Origin of the sequence: Pseudarthrobacter sp. S9, assembly GCF_050156545.1 — a bacterium.
In the GTDB taxonomy this organism is placed as follows: Bacteria; Actinomycetota; Actinomycetes; order Actinomycetales; family Micrococcaceae; genus Arthrobacter.
Window position 1 is genome coordinate 2,116,620 of the sequence record NZ_CP189576.1, and the last position, 16,205, is coordinate 2,132,824.

Genomic DNA, 16,205 nt, shown 5'->3' on the forward strand with positions numbered 1-16,205 from the left:
TCGTCCTTCGAAGCGGCAACGGTTGCAGAAGAAATCGCGGGTAATTCCTGCACAGTCCCGGCAGGCGGGCGCGCCTGCACTGTCCCGGCCCGGCAGCAGACGCCCGGCACCACAGCCGGGGCAGGGACCGTAGGTGCGGGTGGCCTTGTCCAGGCAGGTCCGGCAGATTGGTCCATCCGACCAGTTCGCCGCCTTGGCGGCCTGTCGGCCGCAGCGGGCACAGGTGCGTATATGCCACCGCTCATATTTCTCGCGGGTGTTGTAGGCCGGGCTCACCGCTCGGGGGTGATCCTGGCACGCTTGGGCCGGATGGTGGAGGCAAGGTCCACGACCGCGGCGCCCGCGGCGGCCGTGCGGCGCGGGGCTACCGCTTCTGCCCGGGTGGCTATCAGCTCGGCGGGGGTCACTTCCAGGATGTCGCAGAGCGCGGCGAGGACCGGCAGCGAGAGTCGCTCGGGGATCTGGGTGACCAGCCGCCAGACCTGCACAGGGGACAGGGCAATACCGCGCTGGGCCAGCAGGGGGGACAGATCCGAGGCAGTGAAGATCCCGCGGGTGGCCATCACCTCGCGCAACCTCCACTGATAACTGACTTGGCGTTTCATTGCGGCTTCCTTTCAAGCTGCAGAGCAGCAGTAATCGTGGTGTCCAGGACCCGGCGGAGAGTCCTGGTGCGGAAATCGGAAGAGACGCAGGTGTAGATCGAGGTGGTGGACGCGTGCTCGTGGCCGACCTGTTCCTGGACGAACCGGGCGTCCCAGCCGTCCTCGATCAGGTGCGTGACGTAGGACCTTCGAAAGGAATGGAAATCCAGCCCCCTGTCCAGGCCAAGGCTGTCCCGGTAGGTGCCGAAGCGGGTGTTCATCTGGGTGAAGCCCACGCGTGCGGAGCGTTCCGAGGGCCATAGTGCTCCGGGCTTGGCCGTCGGGAACAACGGACGGACCTCTTCATTCCATTGCTGCAGGATCTCCGCTGACCAGTCGAAGACCGTCAGCACGCTGCGGCGCTTGGGCGGGGAGCCCTTCTTCGCCTTGCCGTGGCGGACGTAGAGGACGCCGTACTCCCCGAACTCCGGTCCCCGGGGGTTGCGGCCGAAGTCCACCACATCGAGCATCCGCGCCTCGTTGCGGCGCAGACCGAAGGCATAGGCGGTCTTGAAGAGCATCGCGTCACGGAAGGCCGGCAGCCAGCCCTTGCGTCCGAGCCCGCGCACCCGGCCGACCTGTTTATCCGCATGGTCGAAGAACGCCTGCAGCTCATCGCGGGTGAAGGCACGCTTGGCCGGGTCTGCCTCGGCCTCCTGGACATGCCACGGCGGCGTTCCACTCATGGACCACCTGCACCGGGTGGGTGCCGAACCGTTTCTGGCAGATGCCGGCCCAGCCGTAGGCGGGGTCGGTAAGGAAGGCACAGAAGGAGCGGATGGTCCCCTGGTAGTTCCGCAGCGTGGAGCGGCGCAGGTTCCGGACCGAGCGCAGATCACCCATCCACTCATCAACCATCTGCGGTGACCAGGCCCACGGGAAGGCATCGGCCTGGCGGGTAAACGCCCGCACCGCCTTCTCGCGGCCCTCGATCGTGGAGAACGCCAGGTTCCGGGCCAGCTGCTGGTTGCGCCAGCCGTCCAACATGGCCGTGAAGACCTGTTCCTCGGGCCGCAGCAACGGCAGACCGCCGACCAGATGCAGGCCCACCGCCCCCGGCGCAAAGCTGTTTCCAACCATCAAAAGCCACCCCTCCGCCGCTTGCATCAGATGAACACATCTTTCATCAGATGCAATCTGATTGCAAACGGGCAGGTCAGGGGCGTTTCCATGGCCGCGCGGGCCCGGGCCGGGAGGCGCACTTGATGGAAATCCCCGGCCCACAAAGAGGCCCTGACCTGCGCGAATGGTGACAGATCCCGGAATGTTCAAACCGAACGCAGTAGTACACCTGATGAAATTGCGGCCAGAACGAACAATGGAACAGGATCCGGCGCTAACGGCTCTGGCATCAACAGGGTCGTTACCGCGAAACCACTTTAGGGAGAATCAATGCGTGAGCCAATACAGCACCCAATCTCACAATTGGGTTTCTTCACCGAGTACACCGGTTCATGGCTTGTCGAAGTCAGCGAAGCCGCAGCATCGCTGGAAGAGGCCCGCAAGAAACCGCATGTCCTCACTGACAATGATGTGGCCCAGGTTCGCAGGGGCTACACCAAACAAGCCGATGACCTCGTCTTGTTCGAGGACACTGCGGCTCGGTGGGCAGCCCAAACAAACCTCACCGCTGAACAGCGCGCAGGGCTTGATGTCTTGGAGGGCAATCTTGCCCGGCTCAGGAAACTCAACACTTCCGCTCAAGAGTTGGTTGCCTATCTTGAACCACGCACGATCGACCGCGTCCTGGCAACCCCCGACATCGAGCTAGGCTTCAACACACTTCTGAAATACCTGGCAGACGAAAACCCAAAACCAACGCCCTGATCTATTTGACCTCATCGTTAACGGACGTTGAGGTTTGCCCGTGGCCCCTTTCCGCCGTATCTCGGCTGGACCCCTCCCACACCCGCACACAACCTCTCGCCCCACGAGAGCCCTCCACCCCCGCCAGGGCAACCAGGTCAACAAGTCCGAGTCCGCTAGCGCCGGATCCTGTTCCGTTGCTCGTGATGGGCCGAGTTCCTCCGGCCATCATCGGCCCTTGGCCAGGGCCACCGCCGAAGGTCCCCAATAATCCTGCGGGCGCCTTTCGGGCCGTATTCTGTTCTTGTTCACTGCTAGGGCGTGTCTCCTAATCGTGTGCTCCAGATGACGACGGCGTGCAGAACGGCCGCTGAGCGGTAGGTGAGGGCCACAGTCGTAGCGAGTGGCCAGGGAGCGCCATTGCTTGAGGGTGTTGAAACTGCGTTCGACGACATTGCGCCGCTTGTACGCGTCCTTGTCGTAGGTGACGGGCCGTCCTCCGGAGGAGCCCCTGCGTTTCCGGTTGGCTTTCTGGTCGTCCTTTTCGGGGATGACGCATTCAATGCCACGCCCGCGCAGGTAGCTCCTGATCGCTTTGGATGAGTAGGCTTTGTCAGCCATGGCCCGGTCCGGGCGGCTGCGGGGCCGGCCGGGACCTTCCCGTTCGACCTTCAGGGCATCCATGAGGTTTTCAAACATGGGCGAGTCCCCGCCCTGCCCGGGCCCCAGGAGCAGGACCAAGGGGCGCATGTTGCCGTCAACCAGGGCATGGATCTTCGTGGTCAGGCCGCCGCGGGAGCGTCCGACGGCATGATCATCCGGCTCATCAAGCAGATTCCTGTAATTCGAGAGGTCCCCCTGTGTGGCGGGGAAGGTTCGTGCCGTGCTGGTGGGCACGGTTGACCGTGGAGTCCACCGACACCTCCCAGTTGATCAGCCCTTGTGCGTCGGCACGGGTCAACAGCGCAGCCAGCACCCTGTCCCAGGTCCCGCTGGCGCTGTTGCGGCGGTGGTGCTTCCACACGGTCTTCCACGACCCGAAATGGGAAGGGAGATCCCGCCACGGGATACCTGCCCGGTAGCGGTAGATGATGCCCTCTGTCATCAACCGGTGGTCATTGAACGGCCGCCCCGGTTTCCCCGACGAATCAGGCATCAACGGGGCAATGAACTCCCACTGGGCATCGGACAACAAGGCATAACGCGAACTCACCACTCAATTTTGCCAAAAAGCCACCCCCAGCATTAGGAGACACGCCCTAGGAGGCTGCTGAAAAACGTGGTTGTGGGGCGGGCGGAACGCCACCAATGGCCGTCAAGCGGCGTGTTCTGGTCAGCACCCTTGGGTGCGACAACGGGGTCGTTCCGCCCGCTTGATTCATTGTGCCGCAGATGTGGGGCGTCATCCAGTGGTGGGATTGGACGGGTTCGAACGGATGGTTCATCCCAGCGTCCATGAGCCTTCGTTCACGGTCAGTCCGAGTGTGAGCAGGCGTCGCAGGTTTAGTCCCGCGATCCGCAGTTGCAGCCAGGCGTTGTTGCGGCTGGTGCCGCGGTGGGGAACGCGGCGGTTGCCGCGGGTGAGCCAGGCGATGGACCGTTCGACCATGGGCCGGTGGGTACGGTAGTTCTCCTGGAAGGCCGGGTCCGTGGCGCGTTGGCGGTGTTCGCGCTGCAACGCGTCGTGTTCGTGGAGGATAATCTTCCGTCCCCGTGGTGAGGTGGTGCACCGGGCCCGGAACGGGCAGCCGTTGCAGGCCGCTCCGAACGTGACCCGGCGTTTAGCGGTGATCCTGCGGGTGATCTTGTTCGGGCAGGTCATGGTCCCGGCTGCCTCATCGACGGCGAAGTCATCGAGGGTGAACCCGCCGTCGACGGCAGGGCGCAACGGCCAGGGTTTGATCACCGGGGTATGGGCGGTCAGGGCGAGGGCGGCGAGCATCTCCCCGGAACCGTAGGCCGAATCCGCCAGGACCTGCACGCTGGTACCGGTGATCGTGGGGTCCGCCGCGAGAAGCCGCGCACCAACGGTCCCGTCGCTGTTCTCCGGTCCGGAAGCCTTCGTCAGTTCCGCGGCGGTGATCAGCCCGGTATCGGGCTCGATCACGATGTGGGCCTTGAATCCGTCCTGCTGACGGGACTGGGTCTTATGCGCATGCCGGGTATCCGGGTCAACGGTGGAGATCATTCGGTCCGAGGCGACCCTGCGGGCGATCCGCCACCGCCCGTCGGTCCCGTCCGAGTCCTCGGCCGGTTCCACGTCCTGCCCGGCCACGAGGGCCAGCAGCGCGTACGCATCAGCGGCCTTGCCCTCGAGGGTGTCGGGATCGACCGCTCCCAGCAGGGCAAGCGCGTCGCTGACGAGCGCCGAGATCAACCGGTCTTTGGCGTCCTGGTCATCCCAGGCGATGTCCGGTTTGCCGGTGCGGGTGTAGTCGTACCCGGTAGCGTGGGTAGCCACCAGTTCCTGGCCGCCGGGGACTTCACGTCCGAAACGCCGGACACCGGCGATCAGCTGGGTGACCGTGTCCTGCCTCGCGACCGCGTCATCAAGGACCGTTGAATCCACTGCCCGCCGGCGCTTGCCCTTCAATACCCCGGTCCCTGCGACGACCTCGGCGATCGCCTCCATGATCCGGTGCGGGTTTCTCGATCCGGCCAGACGCCTCCGCCAATACGTCAGCGTGCTCGGGTGGAACGCCGTGTCGGTCAGCCCGTACCCGCACGCGGCCTTCCATCGCAGGTCAAAGGTCAACGCCTCCGCCGTTTCGCGGTCAGAGAGCCCCTGCAATGCCTGTAGCACCAGCACCGAACCAATCACCGGCGCCGGAACAGATGGCCGTCCTCGCCGCGACGGGAAGAGGTCCTCCATCATCGAATCCGGGAACAACCGCCCCCGATGTTTGGCCAGAAAAGCAAAGACGCTGCCCGGGGCCAACAACTCCCCGGCCAGCGCCTCAACATCCAAATACCCGCGTTGCGCGTCCTCACGTCCCTGCATAAGACCAGTCTTAACCACCAGCCCCACCAATCCAGCCGACGCGCCTTAACGCCCGCGACTTAATTCAGCAGCCTCCTAGTGGGTGGCGTAGCCTCCGTCGATGATGAGTTCTTCGCCTGTGACGAATTTTGCCTCGTCGGAGGCGAGGTAAAGGATGCCGTAGCCGATGTCGGACGACTCTCCGATGTGAGGAGGGAGCGTCACGTTGACCGGGTCCGCCGCTTGTTCCTCGGTGATGCCGTAGTTGGACATGAGGCTGGTGTAGATCGGGCCCGGGTGTACGGAGTTGACTCGGATTCTGTCTTTCGCGAACCACTGGGCTGCGTGTTTCGTCAGGGATCGCACGGGCCCTTTCGATGCCGAGTATGCGGCGCCGCCGCCGACCGCGGGGCCCGAGATGATGGCTGCGAGCGATGACACGTTCACGATCGACCCGTGGCCAGCCTTCTGCATGATGGGCAGGACGTTCTTCATGCCGAGCCACGTGCCGGTCGCGTTGATCGCCAGCACCGAGATTGTGGTTGAAGTGGCGCACCGGACCTCTATCCTGCCCTGGGTACTGGCAGGCGTAGGCCACGCGGTGATGCCTTCCTCGTGGGCGGCGGCCACCCATAAAGCCCGGTTGCGAACCCTGCTGATCGAGCCCGTCTCCATCTCGAAGTGGCATCCTCAGCCGGAAGGACGACCTGCCCCCTGCCCCCCGCGTTCCTCAAGGTAGCCCAACTGCATGCGGCAACGAAGGCCGGGCCCGAGACGCCTCCTAATCCATAAGCTCTGTCTATTTAGCGGATCGAATTTTGGTTTTGGACGTCACGTGACGGCAACCCGTCTACTTGAAGAGGAAAGAAACAGTGTGACCGCGCAGGCGGTGCGGTTCGCGGACAGGCTGGTGGTCGCGATCGATGGCACCCTCTAGCTCGCGCATGGAATAGATGTCGAGGCCGAGTTCGCCGGTGGCGAAGGCATGCGCGAGGACAGCGAGGAAGACAAGCGCCAGCGTGGGCGTTAGCTGGCGAATATTTGGCCGATTGACTCGCGCTTTTCAGCCTGGAAGCGCTCTTCGGCCCTGCCGTACGCCCAATAAGCCGAAAGGGACATCGAGCGCCGATCGAGTCCCCAACCGACTTGGAATGTTTCCCTTATGGATTTGATCGCCCCTTGTTCACCATGGGCAAAGACTTCAATGGTGCCCTCAACCGGGCAGCGGACGGGTACGACTGGATGGACACCCTCGAGGGCACCGCATGGTCGGTCCTGCCGAACTGAGCCATCCTGGGATGCCGAGCGGCACCGCCAACATCCGTTGACAACATCATTGAGATTCCTTATACAGCAGGGCACCCGCGGATTACGACCGGCCCCCGGAGCGACCTTCCCGGCGGATCCGGGCTCATAAGGGACCGGGATGCCGAACCTACCTACTCATGGTCGAGTTCTCCACCTACGATGAGGGCATGGAAAACTCGAACCGCCCCGAGACAGGAGAGTTCGCAGCATTCCTGGCCGGGATCTGCGACGGCCACCTCGCGTTCCGCAACCTCGACCTGCTCCGCGAAGAAGACCTGTAGGTCGGCGCCCGCGGGGAGGTCGCAATCCGGGTTCGGCCGCATCAAGCTGAAGAAATGTGAAGCTGCTGATCACCTCAATTATCTCAGGAAACAGGAGAAGTCAGATGACTTGGAACCCCTACGAGAACCTTCCCGCAGCGGCCTCGTTCTCACTGACCAGCAGCGACCTGCGGGAGGGCGAGAAGCTGGCGATGCCGCAAGTCAGCCGCATCTTCGGCGCCGGCGGCGAGGACGTTTCCCCGCAGCTCTCCTGGAGCGGGTTCCCGCCAGGGACGCAGAGCTTCGTGGTCACCATGTGCGACCCCGAAGCGCCCACGGTCACCGGTTTCTGGCACTGGGCCGTGGTGAACATTCCCGCCAACGTCACCGAGCTGCCCGCAGGCGCCGGCGACGAGTCGGGCTCGGGGCTCCCGCCGGGCGCCTTTCAGCTCCCGAACGACGCCAGGCTGAAGCGCTACGTCGGCGCCGGGCCTCCGGAGGGCACCGGGAAACACCGCTACATCTTTGCGGTCCTCGCCCTCCCCGCCGAGAAGATCGAGATTGACCCAGAGGCGACGCCCGCTCTGCTGATGTTCAACCTGTTCAACGGCACCCTTGGACGCGCCTTCCTCGAGGGCTGGTACGAGAGGTAGGCCTCCTTCGGCACCACTCAGAGGTGGCAGGACGGCGCCCGTCCGCGATCGCTCGTAGCGGGTGATCCCAGCCGGTTCGCCTCGTCGCATTGCCTACAGCGACACCTCCCGCATCAGTCAGCCCCCACTGGCGGATATCTTCCAGAACACGGTTGAGGAAACGCACGGAGCGTTGTTGCCCGCTGCGGCTGAGCAACGCGGCTTCGCGGAGTTGTCCCAGCCGGATCAGATGCGCCGTGGCCGGCAGAGCACCCTCGGTGATTGCGAACCGGTAAATCTCACGCACGGCGACGAGGATCCGGTTGGCCCGACCCGCCGTCCGGGGCGAGCCGGCATTCCGCCCGGATGTCAGGGGTTTTGTCGCGAGGTAGGCCGCGAACAGGTGAAGGTTTCGGGCTGCCTGCTCAAGGTCCCGTCCGCTCTAGCGTGCCCAAGTCAGGAATAAGGCGATGGAGCTGGCGTACTGCGCGCTGGTTGTTTCAGCTTGTGCCGTCCGAAGAAACGGACTTCAAGCCAGCGGGACGCGAGCTCGTGGGGCCGGTACTCCTCGTCGACCACGCCGTAGTGGGCCCCAAGGTTCGGGGTCAGGATGCGCAGACGTCGGTAGGCCACCGCCATGGCAACAGGATAGGAGCCTGTGTAAGCGGTACCGAGAACGTCCCCCGCGTGTCGCTTGAACGGGCATCCGGCCAGTGACGACCAGTGTTCAGCCGGTACCGAAACCAGGCCGTTGGACACAAGGGCAATGCTCGCAGGGGCTCGCACCCCTTCGGGCGTCCGCTGGCGCGGCCGGCTATTGGGTCCAGTGCCGTCCGTCGCAGAGCTCCGGACGCCCTGGCCCTGTGTGTTTACGACGATGCTCCTATAGGCGTCAAATCGTGTGGCGACGGCTTCTTTGGCCTGTTGGCGCAGTGAATTAGTGCAGTTTAAGCATTACCTCGTGACGTGGTCGATGAGGATCAAGACAGCGGGCAGGGTTGCCGCCGCGAGGACGGTTTGCGCGCCGGTGATGGAGGCCATTAGTCGGGTGTCCCCACCCATCTTGCTGGCCAGTACGTAGGCGGAAGGTGCCGTGGGGATGGCACAGATGAGTACGATGCTGGTTAGTGTCGCGCCGGTGGTGCCAAGGGGGATGGCGATCGCAGCGGCAGAGAGGGGCAACAATATGAGCTTGAGGATCACGGCAAGCCCGATGTCGACAGGGTCGCGTTTGCGGAAGCTGAAGTGAAGGGCGGCTCCTGCGATAAGGGTGCCGCAGGCCAGTGCCGGGGCTGCGAGCATGGTTAGGCTTGTCGCCAAGAAATCCGGCAGGGGAATGCCGGCAAGGCTCAGGGTAAATCCGATGGCGCAGCCCTGGAGGAGAGGGTTCTCCAGAAATTCGCGCCACACCGGGATATGGCGTGATGCGGCTGATTTGTCGCCGTAGACCGCCAGGGTGCTGACGCAGATGATGTTCACGAGGGGTACGACGACGGCGCTGGCGAGGGCGAAGGTGGCGACGCCTTCCTGGCCGTGCAGCGCGGTTGCGAAGATCAGGCCGATGTAGGTGTTGATCCGAACCGAGCCCTGCACGAGCGAAGTCAGCTGGGGACCGTTTGCGCGGAGGGGGCGGCGCAGGACGATTACCAGGCCGGCGGCCGAGACGATCGGAACGGTCAGGCTCAGCAGCAATGGGCCGGGCGAAACAGCGGTGAGGTCGGTGCCGGCGATGGAGGTGATGAACAGTGCCGGCGTGAAGACGCGGTAACTCATCCATTCCAGACCGCGCCAGAAAGCAGGTTCTGTGAGGAAGCGATGGCGCAGGAGGGCGCCTACGGCCAGGATGAGCACGACCGGGACGATCGCAGTGGTCACTAGAGTCATGAGTAGAACTGTGATGCAATGGGTTAGTGCAGTTCAACCATGATAACATGACTGGCCCGTTGCTCGCGGCCGACCTCGTTAATCTCGCCCGGGGCGGTGAGTGGACTCCCGGGGCCGCCAAGCAGATCCTAGACGGGCACCAGATCCGCAGGACGGCCCTGACCTCATCGTCCTCCGAACAGCTCAGGCAATGGTCGCTGCGGTTGCTGACCGCGTTCGAACCGACCAGTGTTGAGGCGCGCTGCGCGGCGATCAACGGGCTGCTCGAGAGGGGGACCTCCCGGGCCTATCTGACGACCCATGACCAGTTGCGGCCGCACCTGCATTTCGCGTCGGACGAGGATGACGTCGTCGCGCGCGTGAAGGCAGTCACAGCCGGAGGCCTTGCGATCTTCGCTGTTGGATCCGATGCATTAAGGCTCGGGGTCTGCCTCCGGGCCGGCTGTGGCATCGCCTTCGTGGACACTAGCCGAAACGGGCTTCGGTCCTACTGTTCGGCGCGGTGCGGGAACAACGACGCCGTCCAACGCCACCGAAAGGCGGCGTCAAAAGTCAACGTCTGACCTGAACTTTTCCCTGAAATGGTCAGGTATTGCAATTAACGTCAACTCACGCGCTGACAGTTGTCTGTTCGGTCAGCCATCGGCGGTAGGCCGCGGCGAGGGCATCGTTGCGGAGGAGGCCTCGTTCCAGGAGGGAAATTTTGGAGGGCCATTGGCCAAGTTCGCGGGCTGCGGTCGTGATGGTGACGCCGAGTGTGGTGCGCATTGGGCGCAGATCAGAGTTGTTTGGGGCTGCTTGGGGGTTGGTGATCTGGCGGTAAATTTCCCGGGCTGCGTAGCGTTTTAGGCAGCGCATGATTTCCCGTTTGCTCTTGCCCTCCGCGGTGCGTTTGGCCACGTAGTCCTTGGTCCGTTGGCACGAGGCCATGCGGACCAAGACGACCTGGTACAGGGCGTGGTTGGCGTTGCGGTCGCCGCCTCTGCTGAGCCGGTGACGGGTGGTTTTGCCTGAGGACGCGGGTATGGGTGCGACCCCGACGAGGGCGGCGAACTGGGCCTCATTTTCAAGGCGGTCCGGGTTGTCTCCGACGGTGACGAGGAGCTGGCTGGCTACTTCCGTTCCGACACCTGGAAGGTCACAGAGCATCGGTGCGTAGGTGTCGAGGATTTCCTGGACCGCGGCGTCAGCGGTGGCGATTTCTTCAGTAAGTGAGTGCCAGCGCGTTGCCAGGGCTTTCAGTGTCAGCAGGCACACGTACTCGGGGTCCGCCATATGGCCTGAAGGCCTGGTGCGCTGCAGTGCGGTGATTATCGCCGAGGTTCCGAGCCCTCTGTATTTCGCCCGGAGTTTGTCCGGAGCTGAAACGAGCAGGCCCCTGATCTGATTGATGGCTGCGGTGCGGGCCTTTAGGGCCGATGTGCGGCCGGCACGCAGGATTCGCAGGCATTCAACGGGACTGACTTTGGATTTCGGGACCGATTTGGTCCGGCCGTCGAGTACGGATTGGGCGGCTTGGTAGGCGTCCAGCGGATCGGATTTGCCCTTCAGCCGGCGCGCGGCCCGGTCTGGACGATTCACTTCCAGCACGCACAGTCCTTCACCGCGCAGGGTTCTGGCGATTTCGGCCCCGTAGGAGCCTGTTCCTTCGACCCCTACGGCGGTGACTGTGCCGTAGCTGGTGATGAAATCCACAATCTTCCGGTAGCCGGATCCCACGGCCAGGAATTCCCTGTCCGCGAGCGGCTTGCCGTGTTCGTTGATGACGGCCACGTGGTGTGTGTCGGCGTGGGTGTCGATACCGGCGATGACGCTGGTTGTTTCGGTTGCCAAGATGGAAGTTGCCCCCAGTCAGATTAATGGCTGATGAATGGGGTGCGGGCCAGGTGGGCAGACAAAACGGTAATGGGACTGGTCGAATCAGGCTCCTATGAAGTCATGTCCGCCTGGCGCAACACCCCCTTTGACGGACCTTGAGCCGGCAGACAAATCGTCGGTAAGACAGTGCGCAAAGCACGTCAGTTTTTTGCTGAGTCAAACCGGCTCAAGACCATTTCCAGTATTACCGTTTTTTGGCTGCTGTCCTGGCGGATTGTACGTGTCAGCTCCGGCCCGTCCAGCCCCTGTCGTTCCTCCGGGGCCTGCGGCCCGCACAATCGGCTCCGGCGCTCCTTCGTCGCTGATTTCCTTGAGCAGATTCCACGGTCAGGGTCCCCCTTACGGACCTGAGGGGCGACAGGGGCTGCTGTGTCCACCGTGAACTTCTTGGATCCGACAGATGATGACATGCCCTGTTGATCGGAGGTCTGGTACTCCAGCGTAAAGCTAAAGCCGCATGGAGGCATGGCGGAACAGGAATGGTTCTGTCCTCAACCGGGGCGGCGTTGGCTCTCATCGCAAGCGGTGGATGGAAAGACGGCGGTGAGTACCACCTGTCCCGGAACGCTTATCGGCTTCGCCCCGGCAAATGCCCGCATGACCGGAGTCGAGCTGGACCCTCTCACCGCATCCATCTCTCGCGGTCTGTACCCGGATGCGAACATCCGCAGCGAATCCTTCGCGGAGACCCGATCACGGCCATCTCCTTTACCTCGCTGTTGGAATGTCCCGTTCAGCAAGGGCGCCCTCTACGACAAGCCGCACAACCCGGACTCCGGCACTCCATGCACAACCACCTCATCCTGAAGAGCCTGGCCGCGGTTAATCCCGGCGGATACGTCGCCATGCTGACCTAAAGCTTCACCATGGACGCCGACTGCATATGTTCTGGTACAACAGCCACAGCCACAGCACCACCGGAGCTGGCCGTCGTCACGGCCACATGGCTCGAGGGAAACGATCCGGTCTCCGCCGTCAGGACTAAAGTGTTCGCCGGGTGGTCCCGGAGGAAGGCCGCCGTTGAGACCTCGGTAAGAACCAGGCCGGCGACACCGGCTGCCGCAGCGAAGATTTTCGTCTGCGGCCGGTTCCGGACCAGGAGCGCCAGCGCGAGCAACCCGTTGGCCACCAGGACGCCCCGGTAGCTGGCCAGATTCAGGAAGCGGTTGATGGCGCCCCGGAACGGTTGTGCAGGGTGCCCATGAACCGGCCCAGCCTTCGCCCAGGCCCTGGAACGGCGCCCGCGAAACGTTGGCCAGAAGGCCCGGCAGTAAGGTGGTCAGATGCGAAGCATGCTGAGGAAGGCGCCGGGCCGGCTGGAGAAGTTCGACCGGAAACTCGTGCGTGCAGTGTCGGCCCTGCCCGGCGGGAGCCATGACGAGTTCTTCCGGCTCTTGTCCGCGGCCGCGAACAACGGCAAGCTGTGGCTCGGGATGGCCGCCGTCATGGCGCTGGTGCCGGGCAAGACCCGGCGGGCTGCCCTGCACGGTGTCCTGGCACAGGGCGTGGCCTCCGGTGTGACCAGCCTGGTGTTCAAGACCCTCCTGCCCCGGGCGCGCCCCCTGCCCGAACATCTGCCGGCCTTCCGTTTCGTCCGCCCGCAACCCACGAGTTCCTCCATGCCCTCGGGCCACTCCGCCTCGGCTTTTGCCTTCGCGCTCGGCGTCGGAATGGTGCGCCCGGCCCTGGGTGCGGCGCTGGCGCCCGTCGCCGCGGGCGTGGCCTACTCCCGGGTCCACACCGGGGCCCACTGGCCCTCAGACGTGCTGTTCGGCTCGGCCATTGGAGCCGGAGCGGCCTTGGCGACAAGGAAATGGTGGCCTGTCCGGCCTCCGTTCCCGCAGACCCGCCGCACCCCTGTCCGGGCCGCGGAACTGCCGGACGGGCACGGGCTGGGCATCGCGGTGAACACCCTCGGCGGCTCCTACGCCGACGAAACCACGGACGCCCTCCAAAAAGTATTCCCCAAGGCGTATATTAAGGAAATCGCCCAGGACGAGGACGTCGCTGCCGAAATTGCCGGAGTCGCGGCCCGCCCCGGCATCGTGGCCCTCGGCGTCTGGGGCGGCGACGGGACGGTGGGCAGCGCGGCGGCCGCCGCCGTCGAACATTCCCTCCCGCTGCTGGTGCTCCCGGGCGGAACGCTCAACCACTTTGCCCGAGACGCCGGCACTCTGACCCTGGAAGCAGCCGTAGAAGCGGCCTCCCGCGGGGAGGCCGCACTGGCCGACGTGGGTAAGGTGGCCGTGGAGCGCGGACGCCCAGGCAGCCCGGGGCACCTCGAGCTGACCATGCTCAACACGGCCAGCGTCGGCCTCTACCCGAACCTGGTGCGCCGGCGGGAACAGCTCCAGCCGGCGCTGGGCAAACCCTTGGCCGGTGTGGTGGCCATGTTCAGGACCTTCGCCGCCGGCAAGCCCACCACGCTGATCGTGAACGGCGTGCGGCACAAACTCTGGATCCTTTACATCGGCCGGGGCCGCTACTACCCCCGGGACCACGCCCCGCTGGTGCGTCCGGTGCTGGACGACGGCGTCCTGGACCTGCGGATGATCACCGCCGACGAGTCCTTTGCGCGGCTGCGCCTGCTCTGGTCGGTGCTGACCGGCACGGTGGCGACCTCCAGGATCACGCACCTCAGCGAAACCAGCCGGATCATCGTGGAACGCACGGAATCGACCATGGTTCTGGCCGTGGACGGCGAGGTCGTGCCGGGCGTGCGGAGCGTCGACTTCACGGTCCGCCGTGGCGCGCTGACCTACTACTCGCCGACGCACGGACGGGCCTGAACCTTCTGGACCCCGACTCGTCATCCTCCCGGACTACCCTGATTCGCCCCTGAATCATCCCTGAGACCGGCGCAATCCGCGTGTCGCGTCGGTAGCGTGGTGTGTGCACACGGACCCGTGATTATGGCGGTCCCGAAATCCCCGCTACGCAAAGGAACGCTTCCATGATCGAAGCAAGAGGCCTGACCAAGGTTTACGGCGACAAGACCGCCGTCGCCGGCGTCAACTTCACTGTCGAAGCCGGCCGGGTCACCGGCTTCCTGGGCCCCAACGGAGCCGGCAAATCCACCACCATGCGCATGATCATGGGACTGGACCGACCGACGTCGGGCTCGGTGACCGTCAACGGTTCGCCGTTCGCCCGGCACGCCGCTCCGCTGCGCGACGTCGGCGCGTTGCTCGATGCCAAAGCCGTCCACACCAGCCGGTCCGCCCACAACCACCTCCTGGCGATGGCCGCCACGCACAGCATTCCCAAGAAGCGCGTGCACGAAGTCATCGAGATGACGGGCCTGGCCGAAGTGGCCAAGAAGAAGGTCAAGGGCTTCTCGCTCGGCATGGGGCAGCGGCTCGGCATCGCCGCCGCGCTGCTGGGCGACCCGCAGACCATCATCCTGGACGAGCCCGTCAACGGCCTCGACCCGGAGGGTGTGGTCTGGGTCCGGAACCTGGTCAGGTACCTGGCCTCCGAGGGGCGCACCGTTTTCCTCTCCAGCCACCTCATGAGTGAAATGGCCGTCACGGCCGACCACCTGATCGTGATCGGCCGCGGCCGGATCATCGCCGACGCCCCGATCCAGGAGATCATCACCGGCAAGGGCCAGGGCCGCACCCGCGTCCGCACCGATCAGCCGGACCAGCTGATGACACTGCTGGCCGGAACCGGAGTCTCGGTGGAGGTCCAGGACAACGAACTGCTCGAGGTCAAGGGCCTGGATCCGCGGCAGATTGCCCGCACCGCTCTCGACAGCCACGTCATGATCTACGAACTCACCCCGCTTCAGGCCAGCCTCGAGGAGGCCTACATGGAACTGACCAAGGATGAAGTCGAATACCACTCGCTGATCACCACGGGTGCCGCCGCCCCCGTCCAGTCCGGAGGCAACTAAGCCATGAGCTCCACCACCCTTGAACCCACGCCCTCCCGCCGAGGCGCACACTCCGCAAGCGACGTCAGCCATAAACGGTCCGGCAACAGCAACAGCACCAGTTCCGGCCCGGGCCCGGGCTTCCTGCGCGTGCTCAACTCCGAATTCATCAAGTTCCGCACCCTGCTGTCCACGCTGATCCTGCTCGGCTCGACCGTCCTGGTCATGGTGGGCTTCGGTGCCCTCTCCGCCTGGGGAACGGGACAGTTCTCGCAGGGAGCGGGCAGGGACCCGCAGGCGGCCGCCAGGATCGCAGCTCAGGGCGGCGACCTCGCCGTCGGCGTGCCCACTTCCGGCATCGCCTTCGCCCAGCTGATCCTCGGTTCGCTCGGTGTGCTGCTGATGAGCTCCGAGTTCACCACCGGTATGGCGCGGTCGACGTTCGCGGCAGTGCCGAAGCGGATCCCCGCGTTCGTCGCCAAGCTGCTCGTGGTCATGGCGACCGCATTCATCGTGACCGCCGTCTCCGTGTACCTCGCGGCCCTGGTGTCGCTGCCGATACTGGACAACTACAACCTCAAGCTGGATCTCGCCAGCTCCCAGTCGGTCAGGCTGCTGCTGGTCAACAGCCTCTACGTGGCAGCCGTCGCCGCCATCGGCATGTCGCTGGGCGCCCTGGTCCGCAACTCCGCGGGCGGCATTATGAGCCTGGTCGGCCTGTTCTTCGTGGCACCGATCGCCTTCCAGCTGATTCCGGGCGACTTCTTCGTCGAGGCCCGCAAGTACCTTCCCGGCAACACCGTGGAGCCGATGACGGCGGTGCAGCACGTCCCCGACACCCTGGAAGCCTGGCAGGCCGCCCTCGTCCTGGGCGCCTGGGTTGTCCTCCCGCTCCTCCTCGCCGGGATCCTGCTGAAGAAGCGGGACGTCTAGGCC

General features: G+C 64.6%; 16 protein-coding genes and 1 pseudogene. 7 read left to right on the forward strand and 10 right to left on the reverse strand.

What is annotated here, in order from left to right; all coding sequences use genetic code 11:
- Window positions 1-272 precede the first annotated feature (272 nt).
- From ACQCSY_RS10070 to ACQCSY_RS10080, 3 genes are read right to left on the reverse strand one after another with little or no spacing between them, the layout of a single operon-like run.
- Window positions 273-605 carry a helix-turn-helix domain-containing protein gene (locus ACQCSY_RS10070; protein WP_427130525.1) on the reverse strand — a complete coding sequence of 111 codons (333 nt, stop codon included), beginning with the start codon at window positions 603-605 and terminating at the stop codon, window positions 273-275.
- Window positions 602-1,330, reverse strand: a complete 729-nt coding sequence (locus ACQCSY_RS10075; RefSeq protein WP_427135300.1) for a tyrosine-type recombinase/integrase — start codon at window positions 1,328-1,330, stop codon at window positions 602-604. The genes ACQCSY_RS10070 and ACQCSY_RS10075 overlap by 4 nt, the downstream gene beginning before the upstream one ends.
- Window positions 1,257-1,724 carry a hypothetical protein gene (locus tag ACQCSY_RS10080; RefSeq protein WP_427135302.1) on the reverse strand — a complete coding sequence of 156 codons (468 nt, stop codon included), beginning with the start codon at window positions 1,722-1,724 and terminating at the stop codon, window positions 1,257-1,259. The genes ACQCSY_RS10075 and ACQCSY_RS10080 overlap by 74 nt, the downstream gene beginning before the upstream one ends.
- A 312-nt stretch (window positions 1,725-2,036) precedes the next feature.
- Here ACQCSY_RS10080 and ACQCSY_RS10085 point away from each other — a divergent pair, with 312 nt between their 5' ends.
- A complete protein-coding gene (locus ACQCSY_RS10085; RefSeq protein ID WP_427135303.1) occupies window positions 2,037-2,471 on the forward strand; it encodes a hypothetical protein in 435 nt (144 codons plus the stop codon).
- 293 nt (window positions 2,472-2,764) lie between these two features.
- Here ACQCSY_RS10085 and ACQCSY_RS10090 read toward each other — a convergent pair.
- From ACQCSY_RS10090 to ACQCSY_RS10105, 4 genes and pseudogenes are all read right to left on the reverse strand, one after another.
- A pseudogene (locus ACQCSY_RS10090) lies at window positions 2,765-3,606 on the reverse strand (IS5 family transposase).
- Window positions 3,607-3,891: 285 nt separating this feature from the next.
- A complete protein-coding gene (locus ACQCSY_RS10095; RefSeq protein WP_427132313.1) occupies window positions 3,892-5,451 on the reverse strand; it encodes an IS1182 family transposase in 1,560 nt (519 codons plus the stop codon).
- Window positions 5,452-5,526: 75 nt separating this feature from the next.
- Complete coding sequence (locus tag ACQCSY_RS10100) at window positions 5,527-6,105, reverse strand: SDR family oxidoreductase (RefSeq protein WP_427135304.1); 579 nt, start codon at window positions 6,103-6,105, stop codon at window positions 5,527-5,529.
- 351 nt (window positions 6,106-6,456) lie between these two features.
- A complete protein-coding gene (locus ACQCSY_RS10105) occupies window positions 6,457-6,636 on the reverse strand; it encodes an SIP domain-containing protein (RefSeq protein WP_427135776.1) in 180 nt (59 codons plus the stop codon).
- 239 nt (window positions 6,637-6,875) lie between these two features.
- Here ACQCSY_RS10105 and ACQCSY_RS10110 point away from each other — a divergent pair, with 239 nt between their 5' ends.
- On the forward strand, window positions 6,876-7,019 hold the full coding sequence (locus ACQCSY_RS10110; protein WP_427135306.1) for a hypothetical protein: 144 nt from the start codon (window positions 6,876-6,878) through the stop codon (window positions 7,017-7,019).
- 104 nt (window positions 7,020-7,123) lie between these two features.
- Entirely contained in the window at window positions 7,124-7,651 is a 528-nt protein-coding gene (locus tag ACQCSY_RS10115; protein WP_427135308.1) for a YbhB/YbcL family Raf kinase inhibitor-like protein, read from the forward strand.
- Between the two features lie 933 nt (window positions 7,652-8,584).
- Here ACQCSY_RS10115 and ACQCSY_RS10120 read toward each other — a convergent pair.
- Window positions 8,585-9,514: an AEC family transporter gene (locus ACQCSY_RS10120; protein WP_427135309.1), complete on the reverse strand. Its 930-nt coding sequence runs from the start codon at window positions 9,512-9,514 to the stop codon at window positions 8,585-8,587.
- 47 nt (window positions 9,515-9,561) lie between these two features.
- Here ACQCSY_RS10120 and ACQCSY_RS10125 point away from each other — a divergent pair, with 47 nt between their 5' ends.
- A complete protein-coding gene (locus ACQCSY_RS10125) occupies window positions 9,562-10,077 on the forward strand; it encodes a CGNR zinc finger domain-containing protein (protein WP_427135311.1) in 516 nt (171 codons plus the stop codon).
- 46 nt (window positions 10,078-10,123) lie between these two features.
- Here ACQCSY_RS10125 and ACQCSY_RS10130 read toward each other — a convergent pair whose 3' ends face one another.
- Both ACQCSY_RS10130 and ACQCSY_RS10135 read right to left on the reverse strand, forming a co-directional pair.
- Window positions 10,124-11,347 carry an IS110 family transposase gene (locus ACQCSY_RS10130; RefSeq protein ID WP_427135312.1) on the reverse strand — a complete coding sequence of 408 codons (1,224 nt, stop codon included), beginning with the start codon at window positions 11,345-11,347 and terminating at the stop codon, window positions 10,124-10,126.
- Window positions 11,348-12,245: 898 nt separating this feature from the next.
- The gene (locus ACQCSY_RS10135) at window positions 12,246-12,521 is read right to left on the reverse strand and encodes a hypothetical protein (protein ID WP_427135314.1); all 276 of its coding nucleotides are present in this window, start codon (window positions 12,519-12,521) and stop codon (window positions 12,246-12,248) included.
- Window positions 12,522-12,675: 154 nt separating this feature from the next.
- Between ACQCSY_RS10135 and ACQCSY_RS10140 the strand changes: the two genes are divergently transcribed.
- The 3 genes from ACQCSY_RS10140 to ACQCSY_RS10150 all read left to right on the forward strand — a co-directional run bounded on the left by ACQCSY_RS10140 (window position 12,676) and on the right by ACQCSY_RS10150 (window position 16,202).
- Window positions 12,676-14,181, forward strand: coding sequence for a bifunctional phosphatase PAP2/diacylglycerol kinase family protein (locus ACQCSY_RS10140; RefSeq protein ID WP_427135316.1), 1,506 nt, complete (start codon window positions 12,676-12,678; stop codon window positions 14,179-14,181).
- A gap of 164 nt (window positions 14,182-14,345) precedes the next feature.
- Window positions 14,346-15,290 carry an ABC transporter ATP-binding protein gene (locus tag ACQCSY_RS10145; RefSeq protein ID WP_427135318.1) on the forward strand — a complete coding sequence of 315 codons (945 nt, stop codon included), beginning with the start codon at window positions 14,346-14,348 and terminating at the stop codon, window positions 15,288-15,290.
- 3 nt (window positions 15,291-15,293) lie between these two features.
- Window positions 15,294-16,202, forward strand: a complete 909-nt coding sequence (locus ACQCSY_RS10150) for an ABC transporter permease (protein WP_427135320.1) — start codon at window positions 15,294-15,296, stop codon at window positions 16,200-16,202.
- The last annotated feature ends 3 nt before the right edge of the window (window positions 16,203-16,205 follow it).

Coding starts and splice junctions, on each gene's coding strand:
- ACQCSY_RS10095 (WP_427132313.1), bottom strand. CDS start 5,451: ATGCAGGGACGTGAGGACGCGCAACGCGGGTATTTGGATGTTGAGGCG.
- ACQCSY_RS10075 (WP_427135300.1), bottom strand. CDS start 1,330: ATGAGTGGAACGCCGCCGTGGCATGTCCAGGAGGCCGAGGCAGACCCG.
- ACQCSY_RS10145 (WP_427135318.1), top strand. CDS start 14,346: ATGATCGAAGCAAGAGGCCTGACCAAGGTTTACGGCGACAAGACCGCC.
- ACQCSY_RS10070 (WP_427130525.1), bottom strand. CDS start 605: ATGAAACGCCAAGTCAGTTATCAGTGGAGGTTGCGCGAGGTGATGGCC.
- ACQCSY_RS10110 (WP_427135306.1), top strand. CDS start 6,876: ATGGTCGAGTTCTCCACCTACGATGAGGGCATGGAAAACTCGAACCGC.
- ACQCSY_RS10140 (WP_427135316.1), top strand. CDS start 12,676: ATGCGAAGCATGCTGAGGAAGGCGCCGGGCCGGCTGGAGAAGTTCGAC.
- ACQCSY_RS10115 (WP_427135308.1), top strand. CDS start 7,124: ATGACTTGGAACCCCTACGAGAACCTTCCCGCAGCGGCCTCGTTCTCA.
- ACQCSY_RS10100 (WP_427135304.1), bottom strand. CDS start 6,105: ATGGAGACGGGCTCGATCAGCAGGGTTCGCAACCGGGCTTTATGGGTG.
- ACQCSY_RS10120 (WP_427135309.1), bottom strand. CDS start 9,514: ATGACTCTAGTGACCACTGCGATCGTCCCGGTCGTGCTCATCCTGGCC.
- ACQCSY_RS10150 (WP_427135320.1), top strand. CDS start 15,294: ATGAGCTCCACCACCCTTGAACCCACGCCCTCCCGCCGAGGCGCACAC.
- ACQCSY_RS10085 (WP_427135303.1), top strand. CDS start 2,037: ATGCGTGAGCCAATACAGCACCCAATCTCACAATTGGGTTTCTTCACC.
- ACQCSY_RS10125 (WP_427135311.1), top strand. CDS start 9,562: ATGACTGGCCCGTTGCTCGCGGCCGACCTCGTTAATCTCGCCCGGGGC.
- ACQCSY_RS10080 (WP_427135302.1), bottom strand. CDS start 1,724: ATGGTTGGAAACAGCTTTGCGCCGGGGGCGGTGGGCCTGCATCTGGTC.